Genomic DNA, 21081 nt, shown 5'->3' with positions numbered 1-21081 from the left:
AAAAACAGCCCCCAGCCCTTGCCTAGCAAGCGCTGCCAGCTATCAGAAAAGTAGTACAGGAGATGCCCATGACCGACAACGCCCTGCTGACCCGCCGCGAAGGCGCCGTGCTCGTGCTGTCCAACAACAACCCCGGCGCGCGCAACGCGCTCACGCCGGGCTTCTACATGGGCCTCACGGCGGCGCTGCACACGGCCGCGTGCGACACCACCATAGGCGCCGTGGTGGTCACCGGCGAGGGCGGGCATTTCTGCTCCGGCGGCGACCTGCGCCAGATCATCCAGCGGCGCGAGCTGCCCCTCGCCGAGCGCCGCCTCAGGCTCGAAGGCCTGCACAACCTGGTGCGCGCGCTGCGCGACTGCCCCAAGCCCGTGATCATGGCGGTGGAGGGCGCGGCCGCGGGCGCCGGCCTGTCGCTGGCGCTGGCCGGCGACATGCTGGTGGCCGCGAAGAACGCGCAGTTCTCGGTGGCCTACGTCAAGGTGGGCCTCACGCCCGACGGCGGCGCCACGGCGCTGCTGGCCGAATTCGTCTCGCGCCAGGTGCTCACCGAGCTGTGCCTGACCGGCGAGCGCGTGAGCGGCGAGCGCATGCACCAGCTCGGCGTGGTCAACCGCCTGGCCGAGCCCGGCCAGGCGCTGGAGCAGGCGATCGCCCTCGCGCAGCAGGTGGCCGCCGGCCCCGAGCTGGCCATGGCGCGCATCAAGCACCTGTGCCGCGTGGCGCCGCGCAACACGCTGGAGCAGCAGCTGGAGCTGGAGGCGCTGTACATGCCGCTGTCGCAGGAGACCGAGGAGTCGCGCGAGGGCATTAACGCCTTCCTGGAAAAGCGCGCGCCCGACTTCGCCAAGCTGCGCGGCGGCAGGCAGGGTTGAGCGCTGGTGCGCCTGGCGCGGGGAGACGTAGGACGTATGAGCCGATCCATTGAGGACGCACGGCGGGTCCTGGACGCGCAGCCGTTCAGCCGCCTGGTTCAGGCAGAAGTGATGCAATACACGGCGCAGGTGGTGGAGCTGCGTGTGCCCGTCACCGAACAGATCAGGCAGCAGCACGGCTTCGTGCACGGCGGCGTGGTCTCGTATCTGGCGGACAACGCGCTCACGTTTGCCGGCGGCATGGCACTGGGGCCCGGTGTCGTGACCTCGGAATACAAGATCAACTATGTGCGCCCCGCTGTCGGCGATTTTCTTGCGGCACGCGCCACGGCCGTGCATGCGGGCCGAACGCAGGCGGTCTGCCGCTGCGATGTCTATGCGGTCTCCGATGGCACCGAGAAACTGTGCGCCGTCGCCCAGGGAACGATTGCCCTCATGGGCGCCAGGAAAACGGATTGACGTGAGCAACAAGGAGTGCGAGCCATGACATCGACCAACCCGTCCGTCCAGGACTTTCCCCTGCAAGGCGTGCGCGTGCTCGACCTCTCGCGCGTGTTCGCCGGTCCCATGTGCGCCATGGTGCTGGCCGACTTCGGCGCCGAGGTCATCAAGGTGGAACACCCGGGCCGCGGCGACGACACGCGCGACTGGGGCCTGCGCATCGGCAAGACCGAGACCACCTACTACAACAGCATGAACCGCAACAAGCGGTCCATCACCATCGACCTTCAGACCCCAGAGGGGCTGAAGATCATCCACGACCTGGTGCCGCAGTGCGACGTGGTCATCCACAACTTCAAGACCGGCGGCGCCGAGAAGCTGGGCCTGGGCTACGAGCAGCTCAAGGCCCTCAGGCCGGGCCTGATCTACTGCGCCGTGGCCGGCTACGACACGAGCGGCCCCGAGGCCAGCCGCCCCGGCTACGACCTGGTGATCCAGGGCGAGTCCGGCCTCATGGCGCTCAACGGCGAGGCGAACACGCCGCCGCTCAAGTTCGGCGTGGCCGTGGTCGACCTGATGACCGGCATGTACGCGGCCCAGGCCATCCTGGCTGCCATGCTGCGCCGCGAGCGCACGGGCAAGGGCCAGCTCATCGAGATGGCGCTGTACGACTGCGGCCTCATGGTCACGGGCTACTACGGGCTCGACGCGCTCAAGCTCGGCCACGACCCCGAGCGCTACGGCAACGCCCACCCGTCCATCGTGCCCTACGGCATGTACGAGGCCGCCGACGGCCCCCTGATCATCGCCGTGGGCAACAACGCACAGTTCGACAAGTTCTGCCGCCAGGTCATCATGCGCCCGGACATCGTGGAGGATCCGCGCTTCGCCACCAACGTGGAGCGCGCCAAGCACCGCCTGGAGCTCGGCCCCATGCTCAAGGAGCTGATCCACACCTTCCCGCGCGACCTGCTGCTCGAACGCCTGACGGCCGCCGGCATCCCCTGCGGCCGCGTGGCCGGCCTGCACGAGGCGCTGACCAGCGAGCGCACGCGCCGCGGCCGCCTGGTGCAGGACATGCCGCACCCCGTGGTCGGCACCACGCCGGTGTTCGCGCCGCCCTACCGCCTGGACGGCCGGCGCCTGCCGATCCGCAACGCGCCGCCCACGCTGGGCGAGGGCACGCGCGAGGTGCTCACGAGCCTGCTGGCCATGAGCGACGAGCAGCTGCAGGCCCTGCAGGCGCAGGGCGTGCTGACCCTGCCGCAGCTGTGATGCTTTGAAAAGCATAGCTTCAACCGCTTGTTGCACAAGGGGTACAAGCATTTTTGATTAAAGGAATAGAGCATGAAGTCTTTCGCAATGAACCGCCGCACCGCCCTGGCCCTGGCCGCCGCGCCGCTGCTGGCCGGCGTGGCCGGCGGCGCGCAGGCGCAGGGCGCCTGGCCCGACAAGATGATCAAGCTGGTCGTGCCCTTCCCGGCCGGCGGCCCGACCGACACGGCCTCGCGCATCGTGGGCCAGAAGCTGGCCGAGCGCCTCAAGCAGCCCGTGGTGGTGGACAACCGCCCCGGCGCCTCGGGCTCCATCGCCGCGGCCCAGGTCGCCAAGAGCCCGGCCGACGGCTACACGCTGATGATGCTGGCCACGCCCACGCTGCTGGCCCCGCACCTGTACAGGAAGACCGGCTACGACACGGTGAAGGACTTCGCGCCCGTGGCCACGGTGTACGACCTGCCCATCGTCATCGTCGTCAACCCCAAGCTGCTGCCCGACGTGACCGACCTCAAGGGCCTGATCGCCCACGCCAAGGCGCAGAAGACGCCGCTGAACTACACCAGCTCGGGCGCGGGCAGCTTCGGCCACCTGAGCATGGAGCTGCTCAAGCAGATGGGGGACTTCGACATGCAGCACGTGCCCTACAAGGGCGGCGTGCCGGCGATCACCGACACCATCGGCGGCCAGGTGCCCATCATGTATGCCGACCTCGTGGCGGCGCTGCCGCACATCCAGGCGGGCAAGCTGCGCGCCATCGCCGTGGGCTCGCCCCAGCGCGTGGTCATGCTGCCCGAGGTGAAGACCATCGCCGAGCAGGGGATCAAGGGCTACGACGCCGTGTCCTGGGGCGGCCTGCTGGCGCCCCGCGGAACGCCCAAGGCTGTGGTGGACCGCATCGCCGCCGAGGTCAAGCAGATCCTGGCCGACAAGGAGATCCAGGACAAGCTGCTCGGCGTGGGCGCCATCGCCCACTTCCAGGATCCGGCGCAGATGGGCCAGCGCATCCAGAACGACTACGGCCGCTGGGGCCAGATCATCCGCGACAAGGGCATCGCGCCAGAGTGAGGACCGCATGAAGACCCGCATCACAGAACTGTTCGGCATAGAGCACCCCATCATCCAGGGCGGCATGCACCACGTGGGCTATGCCGAGCTGGCATCGGCCGTCTCCAACGCCGGGGGGCTGGGCGTCATCACCGGCCTGACGCAGAAGACGCCCAAGCTGCTGGCCCGGGAGATCGCGCGCTGCCGCGAGATGACCGACAAGCCCTTCGGCGTGAACCTGACCTTCCTGCCCGCCGTCAACCCGCCCGACTATCCCGGCTACGTGAAGGCCATCGTCGAGGGCGGCGTGAAGATCGTCGAGACCGCGGGCAACAACCCGCAGAAATGGCTGCCCGCGCTCAAGGAGGCGGGCATCAAGGTCATTCACAAGTGCACCTCGGTGCGCCATGCGCTCAAGGCCGAGGCCATTGGCTGCGATGCCATCAGCGTGGACGGCTTCGAATGCGGCGGCCATCCGGGCGAGGACGACATCCCCAACTTCATCCTGCTGCCGCGCGCGGCCGAGGAGCTCAAGATCCCGTTCGTCGCCTCGGGCGGCATGGCGGACGGCCGCTCGCTCGTGGCCGCGCTGGCGCTGGGCGCCGATGGCGTCAACATGGGCACGCGCTTCATCGCCACCCGGGAGGCGCCGGTGCACGACAACGTCAAGCAGGCCATCGTCGCCGCCAGCGAGCTGGACACGCGCCTCATCATGCGGCCGCTGCGCAATACCGAGCGCGTGCTCACCAACGCCGCCACCGAGCGCGTGCTGCAGAAGGAGCGCCAGCTGGGCGCGGCCGTCACGTTCGCCGACATCGCGCCCGAGGTGGCAGGCGTCTACCCGCGCATCATGCAGCAGGGCGACATGGAGGCCGGCGTCTGGTCCTGCGGCATGGTCGCCGGCCTGATCCGCGACGTGCCCACCGTGCAGCAACTCATCGACTCCATCATGTCCCAGGCCGAGGCGCTGATCCGGGAGCGCCTGGCCGGCATGCTCCGATAACCCTCCAGCAGAAAGAAGCTCTCCATGAAAATCCTCGTCCCCGTCAAACGCGTGGTGGACTACAACGTGAAAGTCCGGGTGAAATCGGACGGCACGGGCGTAGACATCGCCAACGTGAAGATGAGCATGAACCCGTTCGACGAAATCGCCGTCGAGGAAGCCGTACGCCTGAAGGAAAAAGGCGCGGCCACCGAAGTCATCGCCGTCAGCTGCGGCGTGGCCCAATGCCAGGAAACCCTGCGCACCGCCATGGCCATCGGCGCCGACCGCGCCATCCTCGTGGAAACCGACGCCGAACTGCAGCCGCTGGCCGTGGCCAAGCTCCTGAAGGCCCTGGTGGACAAGGAACAGCCCGGCCTCATCATCCTGGGCAAACAGGCCATCGACGACGACGCCAACCAGACCGGCCAGATGCTCGCGGCGCTGGCCGACCTGCCCCAGGCCACCTTCGCCAGCAAAGTCGAAATCGCCGGCGACAAAGCCAACGTCACGCGCGAAATCGACGGCGGCCTCGAAACCCTGGCGCTCAGCTTGCCCGCCGTGGTGACCACCGACCTGCGCCTCAATGAACCGCGCTACGTCACCCTGCCCAACATCATGAAGGCCAAGAAAAAGCCGCTGGAGAGCGTCAAGCCCGAAGACCTGGGCGTTCAAGTTGCCCCGCGCCTGAAAACCCTCAAAGTGGCCGAACCCCCGAAACGCGGCGCCGGCATCAAAGTCCCCGACGTCGCCACCCTCGTGGCCAAACTCCGGAACGAAGCCAAAGTGATCTGAGGCAAAGGAAACAGACCATGACCGCACTCGTCATCGCAGAACACGACAACGCGACCATCAAGGCCGCCACCCTCAACACCGTCACCGCAGCGGCCGCCTGCGGCGCCGACGTGCACGTACTCGTTGCCGGAGAAAACGCCCAGGCCGCGGCCCAGGCAGCAGCCCAGATCGCCGGCGTCGCCAAAGTCATCCACGCCGACGGCGCCAGCCTCAAGGACGGCCTGGCCGAGAACCTCGCCGCCCAGGTACTGCAGATCGCCGGCAACTACAGCCACATCCTGTTCCCGGCCACCGCCGGCGGCAAGAACGTGGCCCCGCGCGTGGCCGCCAAGCTCGACGTCGCGCAAATCAGCGACATCACCAAAGTCATCTCCGCCGACACCTTCGAGCGCCCCATCTACGCGGGCAACGCCATTGCCACCGTGCAAAGCGGCGACAGCGTCAAAGTCATCACCGTGCGCACCACGGGCTTCGACGCCGCGCCCGCCACGGGCGGCGCGGCCAGCGTCGAGGCGATCGCCGCCGTGGCTGACAGCGGCAAAAGCCGCTTCGTGGGCAGCGAAATCGCCAAGAGCGACCGACCCGAACTCACCGCCGCCAAGATCATCGTCAGCGGCGGCCGCGCCCTGGGCAGCGCCGAGAAATTCAACGAAGTCATCACCCCGCTGGCCGACAAGCTGGGCGCGGCCATCGGCGCGAGCCGCGCTGCGGTGGACGCGGGCTACGCGCCCAACGACCTGCAGGTGGGGCAGACGGGCAAGATCGTGGCGCCGCAGCTGTACATCGCGTGCGGCATCTCGGGGGCCATCCAGCACCTGGCAGGCATGAAGGACTCCAAGGTCATCGTGGCCATCAACAAGGACCCCGAGGCGCCGATCTTCAGCGTGGCCGACTACGGGCTGGAGGCGGACCTGTTCCAGGCCGTGCCGGAACTGGTCAAGGCGCTGTAAAGGCGTCCCCAGGATCGATTTTCAGGAAAAACGGCTTGCAGCGCTTGTATATCAAGCGCCGCAAGCTATATTTTTGAGAGCGAACGCACCCTGGGAGGCTTCAGTTCGCGGCGCTGCCTGCATCCTGCTGCAGCATCTCGCGCAGCCTGAATTTCTGGATCTTTCCGGACGGCGTGGCGGGCATGGCCTCCCTGACCACCAGCTTTTCCGGGATGTACTGCAGGGCCACCTTCTGGCTCTTCAGGAATTCCACGATGGCGGGCAGGTCGATGCTCTGGCCGGGCTTGGGCACCACCACGGCGCAGGCGCGCTCGCCCAGGCGCTCGTCGGGGTAGGCCACGATGGCGGCCATGGCGATGGCGGGGTGCTTGTACAGCAGCGACTCGATCTCCACCACGGGGATGTTCTCGCCGCCGCGGATGATCACGTCCTTGCTGCGGCCCGTGATGCGCACGTAGCCGCGCTCGTCGATGCGGGCCAGGTCGCCGGTGTCGAACCAGTCATCCGCATCCGTGCCGTTGAGCTGCGGGCGCTTCAGATACCCGCCGAAATTGGAGCACGCGCGCAGCAGCAGCCGGCCCGAATCGCCCGGGGGCAGGGCGCGGCCGTCCACGTCCACCACCTTGATCTCCACGCCCGGCAGCGGGCAGCCGTCGGTGTTCACGGAGCGCTCGTCGCCGTCGTCGAGCTGTGTGAGGGTGACTGCGCCGTTCTCGGTCATGCCCCAGGCCGAGACCACCTTGGCGCCCAGCGCGGAGCGCGCCTGCTCCACCAGAGGCCCGGGGATGGGTGCGCCGGCGCACAGGAAGGTGCGCAGCGTGGGCACGCCCTGCCCGGACTCGGCCACCGTGCGCGCCAGGTCGGTCAGGAAGGGCGTGGACGCCATGGTGAAGGTGACACGCTCGGCCTGGATCAGCGCCACGGCCTTTTTCGGCTCCCACACGTCCTGCAGCACCGCGCTGGCCTTGAGCACGATGGGCATCATCAGCCCGTACATGAAGCCGGTCTGATGCGCCATGGGCGAGGCCATGAGGATGGTGTCGTCCGCGCCCAGGCGCAGGCGCTCGGCGTAGGGGACGATGTTGGACAGCAGCGTGTTCGCCGAGTGCATCACGCCCTTGGGCTCGCCCGTGGTGCCCGAGGTGTAGATGAGCTGGGTCACGTCGTCCGCGCCGGGGCGGCTGCGCGTGAGGATGTCCTGCGCGTCGGCCTCCTTCTCCCATTCGGGGCCGGACAGCAGCGCGTCGAAGCTGTTGGCGCCGCTGCCGCCCACGACCACCAGGTGCTTGAGGTCCGGCAGGCTCGGCTGCAGCGCGGCGAGCATGGCCTCGAAATCGAAGCCGCGGAAGGTCTTGGGTGCGATCATGACCTTGGCCTCGCCGTGCCGGAGCATGAACGACAGCTCGCGCTCGCGGAAGATGTGCATCAGCGGGTTCATCACCGCGCCGATGCGCGAGCACGCCAGGTACACCAGCGTGAACTGCCACCAGTTGGGCAGCTGGCAGGCCACCACGTCGCCCGGGCCCACGCCCAGGCGTGCCAGGCCCACGGCGATGCGGTCTGCCATCTGCGCGAGCTCGCGGTAGCTGAAGCGGCGCATGGCGCCCGACTCGACCTGCAGCGCGGACAGCGCGGGCCTGTCGGGACAGGCGGCCACGCAGGCGTCGAGGTAGTCGTTGATGGTGCGGTCGCGCCACAGGCCCTGGGCGGCCATGCGGGCGCGGCGCGGGGGCAGCAGTACGGCGTCGAATTCCATGGTTTGTCTCCTTCGGTGTCGTGTGCCGCGCTCTTTCAGGCGGGCACGTTCCTGCGCCCGGCGCGGGTGCGGGCGATGATGGTTTTCATGATCTGGGCCGTGCCGTCGCCCAACTGGTAACCGAGCACGTCGCGCAGGCGCTGCTCCATCGGGCCGCGGTCGTAGCCGCCGTGGCCGAAGCTCAGCAGGCACTGGTGGATCACGTCGTAGGCCAGCTTGGGCCCCCACCACTTGGCCATGCCGGCTTCCGCGGAATGGGGCAGGCCCTTGTCCTTGAGCCACAGGCCCTGCAGGCAGAGCAGCCGTGCGCCCTCCACCTCGGTGTCGAATGCCGCCAGCGGATGCGTGACGCCCTGGAAGGCCGAGAGCGGCTGGCCGAACGCCTCGCGCTGCGTGATGTACTGCCAGGTCTCCTCCAGCGCGGCCCGCGCCACCGCCAGGCAGCTCAGGCCGATCAGCGAGCGCGAGTAGTCGAAGCCCTGCATCACCTGGACGAACCCCTTGTTCTCGTCGCCCAGGCGGTGGTTCGCCGGCACGCGCACGTTCTCGAAGAAGATCGAGCCGCGGCCGATCGCGCGCTGCCCATGGCAGTCGAAGCGGTTGGTGGTGATACCCGGGGTGTCCATGGGGACCAGCAGGGCCGTCACGCCATGGGCGCCGTCCTCGGGCCGGCCGGTGCGCCCGAAGACCACGGCGATGTCGGCCTGGTCGGCGGCCGAGATGGAGGTCTTCTCGCCGTTGATGACGTAGGAGTCGCCGCTGCGCTCGACGCGCAGGCGCAGGTTGGCGGCGTCGGAGCCGCCGCGGGGCTCGGTCAGCGCGATGGCGCACAGTGCCTCCCCCGAGACCAGCTTGCGCAGCCACGGGCCGACCACCCCGGGGTCGCCGTACCGCGAGAGGATCTGCCCGTTGAGGGAGGACAGGAGGTTCAGGTAGGAGCAGCTCAGGTCGGCGCGCGCGATCTCCTCGTGGATGACGCCCGCGGCCAGGCAGCCTAGCCCCAGGCCGCCGAACTGCTCGGGCAGTTCGGGGCACAGGAACCCGAGCTCTCCCATTTCGCGCATCAGCGCGCGGTCGAGCGTCCGGGTCTTGTCGCGCTCCAGGAAGCCCGGCGCCACGCGCTCCTGGGCGAAGCGCCGCGCGGTCCCGGCCAGCGCCTGCAGGTCCTCGTCGATGTAGGGGTTCGGGTTCATCGCGGTTCTCCGGGGCGCCTTACCTGGCGTACTTGCGGAACTCGGGCTTGCGCTTTTCCTTGAGCGCGTTCACGCCCTCGCGCGATTCCTCGGTGTCGTAGAACAGCTTGAGCGCGTACATGCCCATGCCGGCGATGCCCGCCTGGTGCGCCGTGTCCATGTTGAAGCTGCGCTTGGCGATGGCCAGCGCCGTGGGGCTGCGCTCGCACAGCTCCTCGCCGATCTTCTGCACCTCGGCATCGAGCTGGTCGTGCGGCACGCAGAAGTTGGCCAGGCCCATGGCCACGGCCTCGGCGCCGCTGTAGCGGCGGTTCAGGTACCAGATCTCGCGCGCCTTCTTCTCGCCCACCACGCGCGCCAGGAAGGCCGTGCCGTAGCCCGGGTCCACCGAGCCCATCTTGGGGCCGACCTGGCCGAACTGGGCCTTCTCCGAGCAGATGGTCAGGTCGCAGATGGTGGCGAGCACGTTGCCGCCGCCGATGGCGTAGCCCTGCACGCGCGCGATCACGGGCTTGGGCACGTCGCGGATGGCGGTGTGCAGTTCCTCCATCGGCAGGCCGATGGTGCCGCGCCCGTCGTAGTTGCCGTCGTGCGCCGACTGGTCGCCGCCGGTGCAGAAGGCCCGGTCGCCCGCGCCGGCCAGCACGATGGCGCCCACGTCACGGTCGTAGCCGGCCTTGTTCAGGGCCTTGATGAGCTCGTCGCAGGTGGTGCCGCGGAAGGCGTTCATCTTCTCGGGCCGGTTGATCGTGATCCAGGCCACGCCGTTCTTCACTTCGTACAGGATGTCTTCGAATTGCATGAGGTGCTCCTTGGGTAAAAAGAGGGAGGGAAGGGGCCGGGGTCAACCGTGCATGGTCAGGCCGCCGGAGACGCTGATGACCTGGCCGGTGATGAAGGAAGCGTCGTCGCTACCGAAGAACACGATGGCGCTGGCCAGGTCCTCCGGCCGGCCCAGGCGGCCCATGGGGATGGCGCTCTTGAAGGCCTCGATGAGCTTGGCGGGGTCGCGCGCGCCCTCGGCCACGCCGGCCAGCAGGGCGGTGTCGGTCGGACCGGGGCAGACCACGTTCACGTTGATGCCGTGGCGCGCATGCTCGCGCGCCAGCGTCTTGGACAGCGCCACCAGCCCGCCCTTGCAGGCGGAGTACACGGCCTCGCCCGAGGAGCCGCCGCGCGCGGCGTCCGAAGCCACGTTGACGATGTGGCCCGACCTGCGCTCGGACATGCCGGGGAGCACGGCGTGCAGCATGTGCAGCGCGCCGGTGAGGTTGATGGCGATCAGCCTGTCCCACTCGGCCGGCACGGTCTTGACGAAGGGCTTGAACACGTCCCAGCCGGCGTTGTTGACCAGCACGCCGACGGGGCCCAGTTGGGCCCCGGTGGCGGCCACGGCGGCGTCCACCTGGGCGCGGTCGGTGATGTCGCACTGGAAGGCGGCGGCCTGGCCGCCCGCGGCGCGGATGCCGGCAGCCACTTCCTCGGCGGCGGCGGGATTCATGTCGAACACCGCGACCTTGGCGCCCTCGGCCGCGAAACGGCGGCAGGTGGCGCTGCCGATGCCGCCGCCGCCGCCGGTCACGATGACGGTCTGGTTCTTGAGTCCTTGCATGTGCTCTATCTCCTGGTCGGTGGTTGCTATGCTTGGCGGGCACTGGCCTGCCATCGGTATTTATGTAAATATGTTGCCTATATTAAGCCTGCAATCGTGCGAAGGCAAGGGTTTGGATAGAAGGGATATCATGGAAAACCAGAATAATGAAGACGATACTACGCGCATGGAGCTGGCCAACAGGTTGTTCTTCAAGCTGTATCAATGCGCAAATATGTTGCATAAAACGGGATCGCGCGCCGTGGAGTCGGAAGGGCTGACCACGCAGCAGTGGGCGGTGCTGGGCGCGCTGTCGCGCGCTCCCGAGGGCATGAGCATCGGGGCGTTGGCGCGTTATCTGATGGTGAGTCGGCAGAACCTGGCGGGCCTGATCGGCCGCATGGAGCGCGAGGGCCACGTGCGCAGCGCGCCCGACGGGCGCGACCGGCGCTCACGCCTGGTGGCGATGACCGAGGAGGGGCGCACTACCTGGGAGCAGGGTGCCCAGGCCAAGATCGAGGACTACTACGCGCGGGCGCTGGAGGGCTTTTCGGTCAGCGACCAGGTGCATGCGCTGCACTACCTGCTGAAGCTGCTGGACAACATGCGGCGCATCGATGCCGCGCAGGGCGCGAACGAGGGCGGCGAGCCGCATTGAGAGGCCGCCGGGAGACGGGGTTTCGGGCCGCGCCGCCCGAGGACGGCCGGGCGCTCAGTCGGCCGTGATGTGGTTGGTCTTCACCACCTGCGCCCAGCGTGCGCGCTCGGCCGCCACGAAGCCGGAGAACTGCGCCGCGTTGCTGCCCACGGGCGTGAGCCCCAGCTTTTCCAGGCCGCTTTTCGTGGCGGGCAGCGCCAGGGATTTCTGAACCAACTCCTGCAGCCGGGCGACGATTGCAGGGGACGTGCCCGCCGGCACGAAGAAACCGTTCCATTCCTCGACCTCGAAGTCCTTGACGCCCGATTCGCGTACCGTGGGTACGTTGGGCAGCTCGGGCATCCGCTCGCGGGAGGAAACGGCCAGGGCCTTGAGCTTGCCGGCCTTGACGTAGTTCAGGCTCGATGCGGCGTTGGCGAAATACACGTCCACCTGGCCGCCCATCACGTCGACGATGGCCGGCGCGCCTCCCTTGTAGGGCACGTGGACGGTGTCGATCTTTGCGCCGATCCTCAATAGCTCTCCGGCCATCTGCGCCAGGCTGCCTGGGCCGTACGACGCATAGGTGTGCTTGCCGGGCTGGGCCTGGGCGACGCGCACGTAGTCGGAGAGGGTGTTGTAGGGCGATGCCGGCGCGGCCACCAGGATGTTGGGCACGCGGATGGCCTGCGATACCGGGATGAAGTCCTGCGCAGGGTCGTAGGGCAGCTTGCGCAGCGCCGGGTTGATGGCGAACGAAGAAGCGTCGTACAGCACGGTGTAGCCGTCGGGCTTGGCGCGCGCCACGTAAGTGGCGCCGATGGAGCCACTGGCGCCGGCGCGGTTGTCGACCACCACGCTCTGGCCGGACACCTGGCTGAGGCCCTGGGCAATGATGCGGGCCGCATTGTCCGCGCCGCCGCCTGCGGAAAACGGAACCACCACGGTGATGGTCTGCTCGGGGTAGCCGGCGGCATGTGCGCCGCCATGCGCCACGGCCAGTACGGCCAGCGCCAGACAAAATTTCTTCATGGCAGGTCTCCTTGCGTCATTCAAATCCATAGAGTTCGGCCGCGTTGGCCACGAGCACCCGTTCGCGCGTGGCGTCGTCGGGTATCCAGCGCTGGAGCATGGCCAGCAGCATGGCGGTGTCGGGCGGGTTGGCCCTTTCGGTCACGTGCGGCCAGTCGCTGCCCCAGACCAGGCGCTCGGGCGCCTCGCGCACCCAGGCCCGGGCTAGTGCGTCGCCGTCGGCGTAACCGGTGGCCAGTCCCGCAGCGCTGTTGAGGTAGGGGCCCGAGAGCTTGACCCACGCACGGCCTTGCTGCACCAGGCCACGCACCACGTCGAAGGCGGGGTGGCGCCTGCCTTCGTGCACGGGCAGCCGCGCCATGTGGTCGAAGACCAGGGCGCACGGCAGGCGCTCCAGCAAGCCGCGCTGGTCGGCGATCTGGTCGGCGCGCCAGTGCAGCTGCACATGCCAGCCCAGCGCCGCCACGCGCCGCGCCAGGGGTTCCAGCATGTCCAGGCTCACCATGGCATCGCGGTCGGTATAGAGCGAGAAGCGTATGCCGCGTATGCCGCCATCGTGCAGCGACTGCAGCTGCGCCTCTTGAACATCGGGCCGCAGCACCGCGATGCCGCGCGTTTGCTGTGGGCCCAATGCCTGGATGGCGTCGAGCGTGACGCGGTTGTCGATGCCATGCGCGCGCGGCTGCACGACCACGGCGCGCTGCAGCTGCAGGCGCTGGCGCAGCGCCCGGTAGTCGGCAGCGGCGGCGTGGGCCCGCATGGCGTGCGGTGCCTCGGCGGGAAAGCGCGGGTCGAAGACATGCAGGTGCGCGTCGCAGGCACCGGCTGGCAGCTTGGGTTGGCCTGAAGCGGAGGTCACGTGCTTGCTCGCGACGCGGCGGACTCTTTCAATGCCGCCGTGTGCTGCCCCAGCGTGGGCGCCGCGAAGGGCGCGGGGCCGGGCGTGCGGCTGAAGTCCAAGGGGCCCGCGAAGCCGCGGTAGCTGCCCAGCGTGGGGTGCTCGAAGCGCTCGATCAGCCCCTCGGCCAGCACCTGCGGGTGGTCGAACATGTCCTCGACGGCGCGGGCCGCGGCGCAGGGCACTTCCTCGCCGAACAGGGCCTCCCATTCGAGCGCGGTGCGCGCCGCCAGCGCCTGGCGCAGCAGCGGAACCAGTTCGGCATGGTGCTGGGCGCGCTTGCGCACGGTGTCGTAGCGCTCGTTGCTCGCCAGCTCGGGCAGGCCCACCTTGTGGCACAGCGCGGCCCAGAAATGCTGGGTGTTGGCCGACAGGTACAGATGTCCCTGTTGGGTCGGGTGGATGCCGGTGATGCCGCCCGAGCGCATGTCGCGCCCGACTTCGCGCGGCTCGCCCTCGGCCCAGACCAGGCGGGCCGACTGCATGGTGAGCGCGGCGCGCAGCAGCGACACGCCCACATGCTGGCCCAGGCCGCTTTTCTCGCGCTCGTACAGGGCCGATGCCACGCCGCTGGCCACGAGCGCAGCGGCGTAGTAATCGACCACCGAGCCATAGAGGATCTCGGGCGGCCCTCCGGCCTTGCCCTGCATGGTGCACATGCCGGTCATGGTCTGCAGCACCTGGTCGTAGCCGGCCTTGGCCTTGAGCGGGCCCTGCTGGCCGTAGCCGGTCACGCTGCAGTAGATGAGGCGCGGGTGCAGCTCGGTCAACTGTTCGAAGCCTATGCCCAGCCGCTCGGGCACGCCGGGGCGGAAGTTGTGCACCAGCACGTCGGCACCGCGCACCAGGCGCAGCAGCGTGGCATGGTCGGCTTCGTTCTTGAGGTCGAGCACCATGCCCCATTTACTGCGGTTCACGCCGAGGAAGGCACGGCTTTCGGCCTCCAGCGTCGAGGGGTACTTGCGCAGGTTGTCGCCCACGGGCGGCTCGATCTTGATGACCTCGGCGCCCTGGTCGGCCAGCAGCGAGCAGCCGTAGGGGCCGGCGATGTAGGCGCTGAGGTCGAGCACGCGCACGCCGCTCAAGGGGCCGCGCGGGCCCTGGCGCTGGATGGTCGGTTGGCTCATTTTCAGTCAGATTGGCATGTTGCGCAGGCGCAGAAGGCGTGGCCTGCTATGGTTTTTAAGTCATCAGTCAGCGGTGATGTTGCGTTCCTTGGCCAGGGTCTGCCAGCGCTTCACGTCGCGTTGGATGATGTCGGCGAACTGCGCGGGCGTGACGGGCTGGACGATGGCGCCTTCGCGCAGGAAGCTGGCCTTGATCTCGGGCTTGGCCAGCACCTGGTTCACGGCCTGGTTGAGCTGGTTCACGATGGCCGGCGGCGTGCCTGCGGGCGCCAGCAGTCCCCACCACAGGTCGAACTCGTAGCCCGGAACGGCCGTGGCCATGGGCGTGAGGTCCGGCGCGATGGGGCTGGGTGCGAGGCTGGTGATGCCGATGGCGCGCAGCTTGCCGCCCCGAACCATGGGCAGGATCGACGGGCCGCTGGAGATCATCATCTGCACCTGGTTGCCGATCACGTCCGTCACGGCCGGGCCTTGGCCCTTGTAAGGCACGTGGGTGATGTCGAAGCCCGGCGCCATGGAGCGCAGCAGCTCGGTGGCGAAATGGTTCACGCTGCCGGTGCCCGAGGTGGCGTAGTTGTACTGGCCGGGGTGGGCCTTGACCTCGCGCACCAGCTCGGCGGGTGTCCTGGCCGGAAAGTCCTTGTTCACCGCCACCACGAACGGCCCCTTGGCGAACATGGCCACGGGGGCGAAGCTCTTGACCGGGTCGAACGGCAGTTTGGCCTGCACGGCGGCGTTGGTGGTCATGCTCGACGATACCGCCACGATGGTGTAGCCGTCCGGTGCGGCCTTGGCCACATAGCCGGTCCCGGTGTTGCCGCTGGCGCCGGGGCGGTTGTCCACCACCACGGGCTGCTTGAGCAGGTCGCTCAGCTCCTTGGCCACCTGGCGCGCGAACACGTCGTTGGAGCCGCCGGGCGGGTAGGGCACGACCATGGTGATGGGCCTGGCTGGATAGGGCGCGTCGGCATGGGCCAGGCCCGAGAACGCGGCGAGCGCGGCGGTGGCGGCCATGGCGAAGCGGCGGCGGGAAGGTGTCATGGGTTTGTCTCCTGTATGGGTTGAGAGTCAGTTGGAAACCAGCCCGCTGGCGCGCGCGCTGGCCACGATGGCCTGGGCGCGCAGCACGAAGGGGCGGTCCACCATCTTTCCGTCCACCACATAGGCGCCGACGGCCCCGGCATCGGCCTGCTGCGCGGCCTGCAGCACGCGCTGCGCGTGGGCGATCTCGGCATCGGTGGGCTGGTAGACGCTGTTGGCCAGCGCGATTTGGCTGGGGTGGATGCAGCTCTTGCCGATGAAGCCCAGGCGGCGCGAGAGCTCTGCCTCGGCGCGGAAGCCCTCGGTATCGCGGATGTCGGCAAAGGCGCCGTCGTAGGCGAACACGCCGGCCTCGGCGGCCGCCATGCGCACGGCGAAAAGGGCCTGCTGCAGGGCACTGGGCTCGCGCCGGTGCACGCCATAGGGCTCGAACAGGTCGCCCAGGCCCAACTGCAGGCCGGCCACCAGCGGATGGGCGCAGGCCAGCGCGGCGGCGGTGCGCAGGGCCTTGGGAGTTTCGATGTTCAGCAGCAGGCGCGGCGGCTCCTGCACGCCGTTGGCCCGGGCGGCTTCGGCAACGAGGGCCGCGGCCTCTGCCACGGCCTCGGGGCTGTCGGGCTTGGGAAGGTTGACCAGGTGCAGGCCGGGCCGGACCACGGCGGCGATGTCGGCGGCGAAGTGCGGCGTGTCCATGGCGTTCACGCGCACGATCAGCGTCTTGCCATGGCCCTGCGCCTGGGCGCTTTGCAGAAAGCCGCGCAGCAGCGTGCGCGCTTCGTTCTTGCGCGGCTCGGCCACGGCGTCTTCCAGGTCGAACGACAACGCGTCGGCCTCGCTGGCCACGGCCTTGGCGAACAGCTCGGGGCGGGAGGCGGGAACGAACAACTTGCTTCTCATGCGGCCATTGTGGGCAACAAGTAAGCAAAGAAAAACACAGCTAATATTGATTCAAACAATAGAAAAACTATGGAAACAGCCTATCTGGAAAGCTTTTTGCTGGTGGTGGAGACCGGCTCCATGGCCGAGGCGGCGCGGCGCCTGGACATCACCGCGGCGGCGGTGGCGCAGCAGATCCACAGCCTGGAGCGCGAATTCCACGCGCCGTTGCTGGCGCGCGCCGGCCGCACGGTGCAGCCCACGCCGGCGGGCCACCGCCTGGCGCACAGCGCCCCGGCGCTGCTGCGCGAGCTGGCCAACGCCAAGACCCAGGTGAACGAGGCCGGCGCGGCAGGCGAGCTGGTGATAGGCACCATCAACACCGCGCTGCACAGCCTGCTGCCGGACATCCTGTCGGGCTTCGTCGCCCGCTGTCCTAATGTCAAGGTGTTCCTCGAATCGGGCACCACGCGCCAGCTCTACCAGGCGGTGCAGCAGGGCCGGCTCGATGCCGCCGTGTGCCTGCATCCGCCGTTCGCGCTGGCCAAGACCTTCGACTGGGCGCTGCTGCGCGAGGAGCCGCTGGTGCTGCTGGCGCCGCGCAGCCTGGCGCACCTGGAGCCGCACGAGCTGCTGCGCAGCCAGCCGCTGATACGCTACGACCGCCAGCTGGGCGGCGGCCAGATGGTGGAGCGCTACTTGCGCGCGGCGCAGATCGCCCCGCGCGAGCGCTTCGAACTCAGCTCGCTGGTGGCGATTGCGATGATGGTGGACAAGGGCCTGGGTGTGGCCCTGGTGCCCGACACCGCACTGGCCTGGCCCGACGGCCAGGGCGTGGTGCGACTGGCCTTGCCCATGCGGCAGGCGGAGGTGCGGCGTTTTGGCGTGATCTGGCTGCGCGCATCGGCGCGGTTGCCGCTGATCCATCACCTGGTGGCCTGCGCCCGCGCCGTGGTGGCCGAGCGCGGCGGGCCGCAGGCGCCTCCCAGATGAGCGGGGCAGGGGCGTGGCGCCCGCCGTCCCATGGGGGGTCAGAGCTTCGCCTGCTCCCCGAAGGCTGCCGGCGGCGGCGTACGCCCCAGCTCCTTGAGCACTTTCAGCGCAATGGCGATGCCGGTATTGCCCGCAGGCACACCGGCGTAGACAGCCGTTTGCAGCAGCACTTCCTTGATGGTGTCCACGTCCAGCGGCGCGGCCTCGGGATCATCCGGGTCGGCCAGCAGGCCGGTGCGTAGATGCAGCTCGAATTCCTCCCAGCGGCCCATGGCGGCGGTGATGGCCAACACCATGATGCGGCGGGTGCGCCTATCCAGCCCCGGCCGGCTCCAGATGCCGTCCCAGGCATAGCGGGTGATCATGCGCTGGAATTCCACGTTCAGCGCATTGGCGCGGGCGATGGATTGCTCCACCCACTCGTCGCCCAGCACTCGGCGGCGATTGTCCAGTCCGCGTCGCAGGCTGTCTTCCCGGGTATCGGTCATGGGTCGATGCTCCTTCGTTTCCCTATTTGCAACAGCGCCTCGCAGGTACGGTGCCGTGTGTGCTCTATGCCGCGCCGCCCGAGCCGCGCGTGCCCGAGGACGGCAGCGGCACGCCCAGCATGGCGCAGGCCACGGCCTCGCCGACCTTGATGCCGTCCACGCCGGCGGACAGGATGCCGCCCGCGTAGCCCGCGCCCTCGCCCGCGGGGTACAGGCCGGGGGTGTTCAGGCTCTGGAAGTTCTCGCCGCGGTCGATGCGCAACGGGGCGGAGGTGCGCGTCTCCACGCCCGTGAGCACGGCGTCCGCCATGTCGTAGCCGCGGATCTTGCGCGCGAACGCGGGCAGGGCTTCGCGCATGGCCTCGGTGGCGTAGGCGGGCAGGGCGTCGTCCATGCTGGTCAGGGTCACGCCGGGCTTGTAGGAGGGCTCCACCTCGCCCAATGCCGTGGAGGTGCGGCGCGCGAGGAAGTCGCCCACCCGCTGCGCGGGGGCGTTGTAGTCGCCGCCGCCCAGCGCGAAGGCCCGCGATTCGAGCTGGCGCTGCAGCACGACGCCGGCCAGCGGGTGCGCCTGGCCCGGGGCCAGCGCCTCCACGCCATGGGTGGCGCCCAGCAGCGCCTCGAAGGCGGCGGGGTCGCGCGGATAGTCGCGCGGGTCCACGCCCACCACCATGCCGGCGTTGGCGTTGCGCTCGGCGCGCGAATACTGGCTCATGCCGTTGGTCACCACGCGTCCGGGTTCGCTGGTGGCGGCCACCACCGTGCCGCCGGGGCACATGCAGAAGCTGTAGACCGTGCGCCCGCTGCCGGCGTGGTGCACCAGTTTGTAGTCGGCCGCGCCCAGCAGCGGATGGCCCGCATGCTTGCCCCAGCGCGCGCGGTCGATCACGCCTTGCGGATGCTCTATGCGCACGCCCACCGAGAACGGCTTGGCCTGCATGGCCACGCCGCGCGCGTGCAGCATGGCGAAGCTGTCGCGCGCGCTGTGGCCCAGGGCCAGCACGGCGTGCGATGCGGCCAGCTCGCTCTCCTGCCCCGTGCGCAGGTCGAGCACGCGCAGGGCGCGCAGGTGGCGGCCCTCCAGCAGCACGTCGGTCACGCGCTGCTCGAAGCGCACCTCGCCGCCCAGGGCGATGATCTGCGCGCGCAGCGCCTGCACCATCTTCACCAGCCGGAAGGTGCCGATGTGCGGGTGCGCGGCATACAGGATCTCGGGTGGCGCGCCGGCGTCCACGAACTCCTGCAGCACCTTGCGCCCCAGGTGGCGCGGGTCCTTGATCTGGCTGTAGAGCTTGCCGTCGGAGAAGGTGCCCGCGCCGCCCTCGCCGAACTGCACGTTGCTTTCGGGGTTCAGCTCGCGCCGGCGCCACAGGCCCCAGGTGTCCCGGGTGCGCTCGCGCACGGCCTTGCCGCGCTCCAGCACGATGGGTGCCAGGCCCATCTGCGCCAGCACCAGCGCGGCAAAGATGCCGCAGGGGCCGAAGCCCACGACCACGGGGCGCTCCATGCCTGCGGCCGGGGCATGACCCACGGGGTGCCAGGCCATGTCGGGCGTGGACTGGATGTGCGGATCGGCGGCGTGGCGCGCCAGCAGCGCGCGCTCCTGCGCCGGGTCGGCCAGCGCCACGTCGACGATGTAGACGGCCAGCAGGTCGGCCTTGCGCGCGTCGAAGCTGCGCTTGTGGACCTGCAGCGTGGCGATGGCGCCGCCGTCCATGCCCAGCGCCTGGGCGGCCAGGGCGCGCAGGGCGGCTTCGGGGTGCTGTTCGGGTTCGAGGGGCAGCGCGGCCAGGGGCAGGCGCAGTTCGGAGAGGCGGAGCATGGCTTGTGGCGATCAAGCAAAAGGGGCGCAATGGTAGCACCTCGTGCCACGGAGGTTTTGCATGAAAAATGGCTTTAACCCTCTATAGGGTTGCGGTAGTAGCTATTAAATGCATAGTATGGCGGGCGGCATTAGGACCATGGGTCCATGTCGCCGTGCCGGGCCTTTCGCTGCTGGCGTTCTGCCTGGATCCAGCCCTTGAGCGCGGCCGGGTCGGCGCGCAGGGCGTTCAGCTCCCTGCGCAGTTGCAGGTTCTCGTATTCGATGATCTGCAGGTGCGCGCGCAGTTCGCGCATGAGGTTCGCAGGCTTGAGGCTGCGGGCGGGATCGAGCCCGAACTCCCGCAGGAAATGCCCCTGCACTTCCCGTACCTCCTGCTGCAGTTCCTTGAGCTGTTCGGCCAGCACGCGGTTGTAGTGTGCGAGGCGCTCCTCGCTCAGGCCCGCGATGTGGTCGGGGGTGATCTGCTCGATCTCCAACTGCAGCTGCAGCAGGTCGAGCAGCCTGTTGGCCGCGTAGGCCTGGTTCACGCGCTGCATCAGGGCCGTCTTGCGCTCGCGCTCGGCGGGGTCTGTCTCGCGGTCGGGGTGCAGCTGGCTGGCGAGCTTGCGGTAGATCTCGCGCACCGATTGCGTGGCCTGCGCGGCGGCCTCCCGGGCCTTGCGTTCGCGGGCGCCGGGCTTGCGGCGGCGCGTGGCGCGATGGGCCTCGCGCTGCCGCTCGGCCTCTTCCTTTCGGGCCTGCATCTGTTCGTCCAAGCGGCGCATGAAGTCCTCGGGCGAGTCCATGTCCGCGTCGCATTCCTGCCCGGCCATGTCGCCGCCCTCGGCTTCCCCGGCGTCGGAGTCGCTGCCGCCGTGGCGGTCGTGGATCTCCTGGAGGCCGGCGCGCGTGGCTTCGTCGGGCACGGCGTCGATCAGCATGGTGAGCCGGCCGGCGATGGCCTCGCTGAGGGTGCGGCGTTCGGACTTGGCCAGCCTTTTGTCGCTGCTCTGCGCGTCCAGGTGGCGCACCAGCTCGGCCACCAGCGCCACGTACGCCCTCTGCAGCGGCACGGCTTCGCGAGCGTGGCGCTCGCGGTAGGCGTCGATGGCCTGCTGCCAGTCCGCCAGCAATTCGCGCTGCCGTGCGATCTGCTCGATGTGGTGGTTGAACGTCTTCTGCTGGCCGCCGAGCGGCGCACCGTGGTGCGCCGCGGGGATGCGGACGGGGGCGTGGCGTGCGGCTGTCATGGCCGGGCGATTGTGCCCCGCCCCGGCCCG

Annotated in this window: 21 protein-coding genes; 9 read left to right on the top strand and 12 right to left on the bottom strand. The window is 69.2% G+C overall.

Translation table 11 applies throughout. The annotated features are described in order from the left end of the window. The first annotated feature begins 68 nt into the window (after positions 1 to 68). The 7 genes from ALIDE2_RS20385 to ALIDE2_RS20355 all read left to right on the top strand — a co-directional run bounded on the left by ALIDE2_RS20385 (position 69) and on the right by ALIDE2_RS20355 (position 6365). Positions 69 to 875 (top strand): oxepin-CoA hydrolase, alternative type, encoded by an 807-nt coding sequence (locus ALIDE2_RS20385; RefSeq protein WP_013520550.1) that lies wholly within the window; start codon positions 69 to 71, stop codon positions 873 to 875. 36 nt (positions 876 to 911) lie between these two features. Further along, positions 912 to 1334 (top strand): PaaI family thioesterase, encoded by a 423-nt coding sequence (locus ALIDE2_RS20380; protein WP_013520549.1) that lies wholly within the window; start codon positions 912 to 914, stop codon positions 1332 to 1334. Positions 1335 to 1358: 24 nt separating this feature from the next. Beyond that, positions 1359 to 2591: a CaiB/BaiF CoA transferase family protein gene (locus ALIDE2_RS20375; RefSeq protein ID WP_013723019.1), complete on the top strand. Its 1233-nt coding sequence runs from the start codon at positions 1359 to 1361 to the stop codon at positions 2589 to 2591. 72 nt (positions 2592 to 2663) lie between these two features. Next, the gene (locus ALIDE2_RS20370; RefSeq protein WP_013520547.1) at positions 2664 to 3659 is read left to right on the top strand and encodes a Bug family tripartite tricarboxylate transporter substrate binding protein; all 996 of its coding nucleotides are present in this window, start codon (positions 2664 to 2666) and stop codon (positions 3657 to 3659) included. Between the two features lie 7 nt (positions 3660 to 3666). Continuing rightward, entirely contained in the window at positions 3667 to 4641 is a 975-nt protein-coding gene (locus ALIDE2_RS20365) for an NAD(P)H-dependent flavin oxidoreductase (protein ID WP_013723018.1), read from the top strand. A 24-nt stretch (positions 4642 to 4665) separates the two neighbouring features. Further along, on the top strand, positions 4666 to 5415 hold the full coding sequence (locus ALIDE2_RS20360; RefSeq protein ID WP_013519740.1) for an electron transfer flavoprotein subunit beta/FixA family protein: 750 nt from the start codon (positions 4666 to 4668) through the stop codon (positions 5413 to 5415). A gap of 17 nt (positions 5416 to 5432) precedes the next feature. Continuing rightward, on the top strand, positions 5433 to 6365 hold the full coding sequence (locus tag ALIDE2_RS20355; protein ID WP_013519187.1) for an electron transfer flavoprotein subunit alpha/FixB family protein: 933 nt from the start codon (positions 5433 to 5435) through the stop codon (positions 6363 to 6365). Between the two features lie 100 nt (positions 6366 to 6465). Here ALIDE2_RS20355 and aliA read toward each other — a convergent pair whose 3' ends face one another. Genes aliA through badH form a run of 4 tightly spaced genes read right to left on the bottom strand, consistent with a single transcriptional unit; the run spans position 6466 to position 10926 of the window. Further along, positions 6466 to 8121 carry a cyclohexanecarboxylate-CoA ligase gene (gene aliA, locus ALIDE2_RS20350; protein ID WP_013723017.1) on the bottom strand — a complete coding sequence of 552 codons (1656 nt, stop codon included), beginning with the start codon at positions 8119 to 8121 and terminating at the stop codon, positions 6466 to 6468. 35 nt (positions 8122 to 8156) lie between these two features. After that, a complete protein-coding gene (aliB, locus tag ALIDE2_RS20345) occupies positions 8157 to 9314 on the bottom strand; it encodes a cyclohexanecarboxyl-CoA dehydrogenase (RefSeq protein ID WP_013520544.1) in 1158 nt (385 codons plus the stop codon). Positions 9315 to 9333: 19 nt separating this feature from the next. Continuing rightward, on the bottom strand, positions 9334 to 10116 hold the full coding sequence (gene badI / locus ALIDE2_RS20340; RefSeq protein WP_013520543.1) for a 2-ketocyclohexanecarboxyl-CoA hydrolase: 783 nt from the start codon (positions 10114 to 10116) through the stop codon (positions 9334 to 9336). Between the two features lie 42 nt (positions 10117 to 10158). Further along, positions 10159 to 10926 (bottom strand): 2-hydroxycyclohexanecarboxyl-CoA dehydrogenase, encoded by a 768-nt coding sequence (badH, locus tag ALIDE2_RS20335; RefSeq protein ID WP_013520542.1) that lies wholly within the window; start codon positions 10924 to 10926, stop codon positions 10159 to 10161. 130 nt (positions 10927 to 11056) lie between these two features. Here badH and ALIDE2_RS20330 point away from each other — a divergent pair, with 130 nt between their 5' ends. Beyond that, a complete protein-coding gene (locus ALIDE2_RS20330) occupies positions 11057 to 11563 on the top strand; it encodes a MarR family winged helix-turn-helix transcriptional regulator (protein WP_013520541.1) in 507 nt (168 codons plus the stop codon). Positions 11564 to 11617: 54 nt separating this feature from the next. Here the strand turns inward: ALIDE2_RS20330 and ALIDE2_RS20325 are convergent, their stop codons facing one another. From ALIDE2_RS20325 to ALIDE2_RS20305, 5 genes are all read right to left on the bottom strand, one after another. Continuing rightward, complete coding sequence (locus ALIDE2_RS20325; protein WP_013723016.1) at positions 11618 to 12574, bottom strand: tripartite tricarboxylate transporter substrate binding protein; 957 nt, start codon at positions 12572 to 12574, stop codon at positions 11618 to 11620. A gap of 16 nt (positions 12575 to 12590) precedes the next feature. Beyond that, positions 12591 to 13433: an amidohydrolase family protein gene (locus tag ALIDE2_RS20320; RefSeq protein ID WP_013520539.1), complete on the bottom strand. Its 843-nt coding sequence runs from the start codon at positions 13431 to 13433 to the stop codon at positions 12591 to 12593. Further along, positions 13430 to 14599, bottom strand: a complete 1170-nt coding sequence (locus tag ALIDE2_RS20315; protein WP_013723015.1) for a CoA transferase — start codon at positions 14597 to 14599, stop codon at positions 13430 to 13432. Before ALIDE2_RS20315 ends, ALIDE2_RS20320 begins: the two co-directional genes overlap by 4 nt. Before the next feature lie 63 nt (positions 14600 to 14662). Then, on the bottom strand, positions 14663 to 15640 hold the full coding sequence (locus tag ALIDE2_RS20310) for a tripartite tricarboxylate transporter substrate binding protein (protein ID WP_013723014.1): 978 nt from the start codon (positions 15638 to 15640) through the stop codon (positions 14663 to 14665). Positions 15641 to 15667: 27 nt separating this feature from the next. Further along, positions 15668 to 16537: an HpcH/HpaI aldolase/citrate lyase family protein gene (locus ALIDE2_RS20305; protein WP_013520536.1), complete on the bottom strand. Its 870-nt coding sequence runs from the start codon at positions 16535 to 16537 to the stop codon at positions 15668 to 15670. A 69-nt stretch (positions 16538 to 16606) separates the two neighbouring features. Between ALIDE2_RS20305 and ALIDE2_RS20300 the strand changes: the two genes are divergently transcribed. Continuing rightward, positions 16607 to 17509: a LysR family transcriptional regulator gene (locus ALIDE2_RS20300; RefSeq protein ID WP_013520535.1), complete on the top strand. Its 903-nt coding sequence runs from the start codon at positions 16607 to 16609 to the stop codon at positions 17507 to 17509. Between the two features lie 38 nt (positions 17510 to 17547). Here ALIDE2_RS20300 and ALIDE2_RS20295 read toward each other — a convergent pair whose 3' ends face one another. The 3 genes from ALIDE2_RS20295 to ALIDE2_RS20285 form a co-directional block, all read right to left on the bottom strand. After that, positions 17548 to 17997 carry a carboxymuconolactone decarboxylase family protein gene (locus ALIDE2_RS20295; RefSeq protein WP_013723013.1) on the bottom strand — a complete coding sequence of 150 codons (450 nt, stop codon included), beginning with the start codon at positions 17995 to 17997 and terminating at the stop codon, positions 17548 to 17550. Between the two features lie 64 nt (positions 17998 to 18061). Further along, positions 18062 to 19819, bottom strand: coding sequence for an NAD(P)/FAD-dependent oxidoreductase (locus tag ALIDE2_RS20290; RefSeq protein WP_013520533.1), 1758 nt, complete (start codon positions 19817 to 19819; stop codon positions 18062 to 18064). Positions 19820 to 19950: 131 nt separating this feature from the next. Further along, positions 19951 to 21051 (bottom strand): J domain-containing protein, encoded by a 1101-nt coding sequence (locus ALIDE2_RS20285; protein WP_013723012.1) that lies wholly within the window; start codon positions 21049 to 21051, stop codon positions 19951 to 19953. Between the last annotated feature and the right edge of the window lie 30 nt (positions 21052 to 21081).

The sequence above is a fragment of the Alicycliphilus denitrificans K601 genome, assembly GCF_000204645.1.
Lineage (GTDB): Bacteria > Pseudomonadota > Gammaproteobacteria > Burkholderiales > Burkholderiaceae_C > Alicycliphilus > Alicycliphilus denitrificans.
This window is presented reverse-complemented; position numbering and strand designations above follow the sequence as displayed.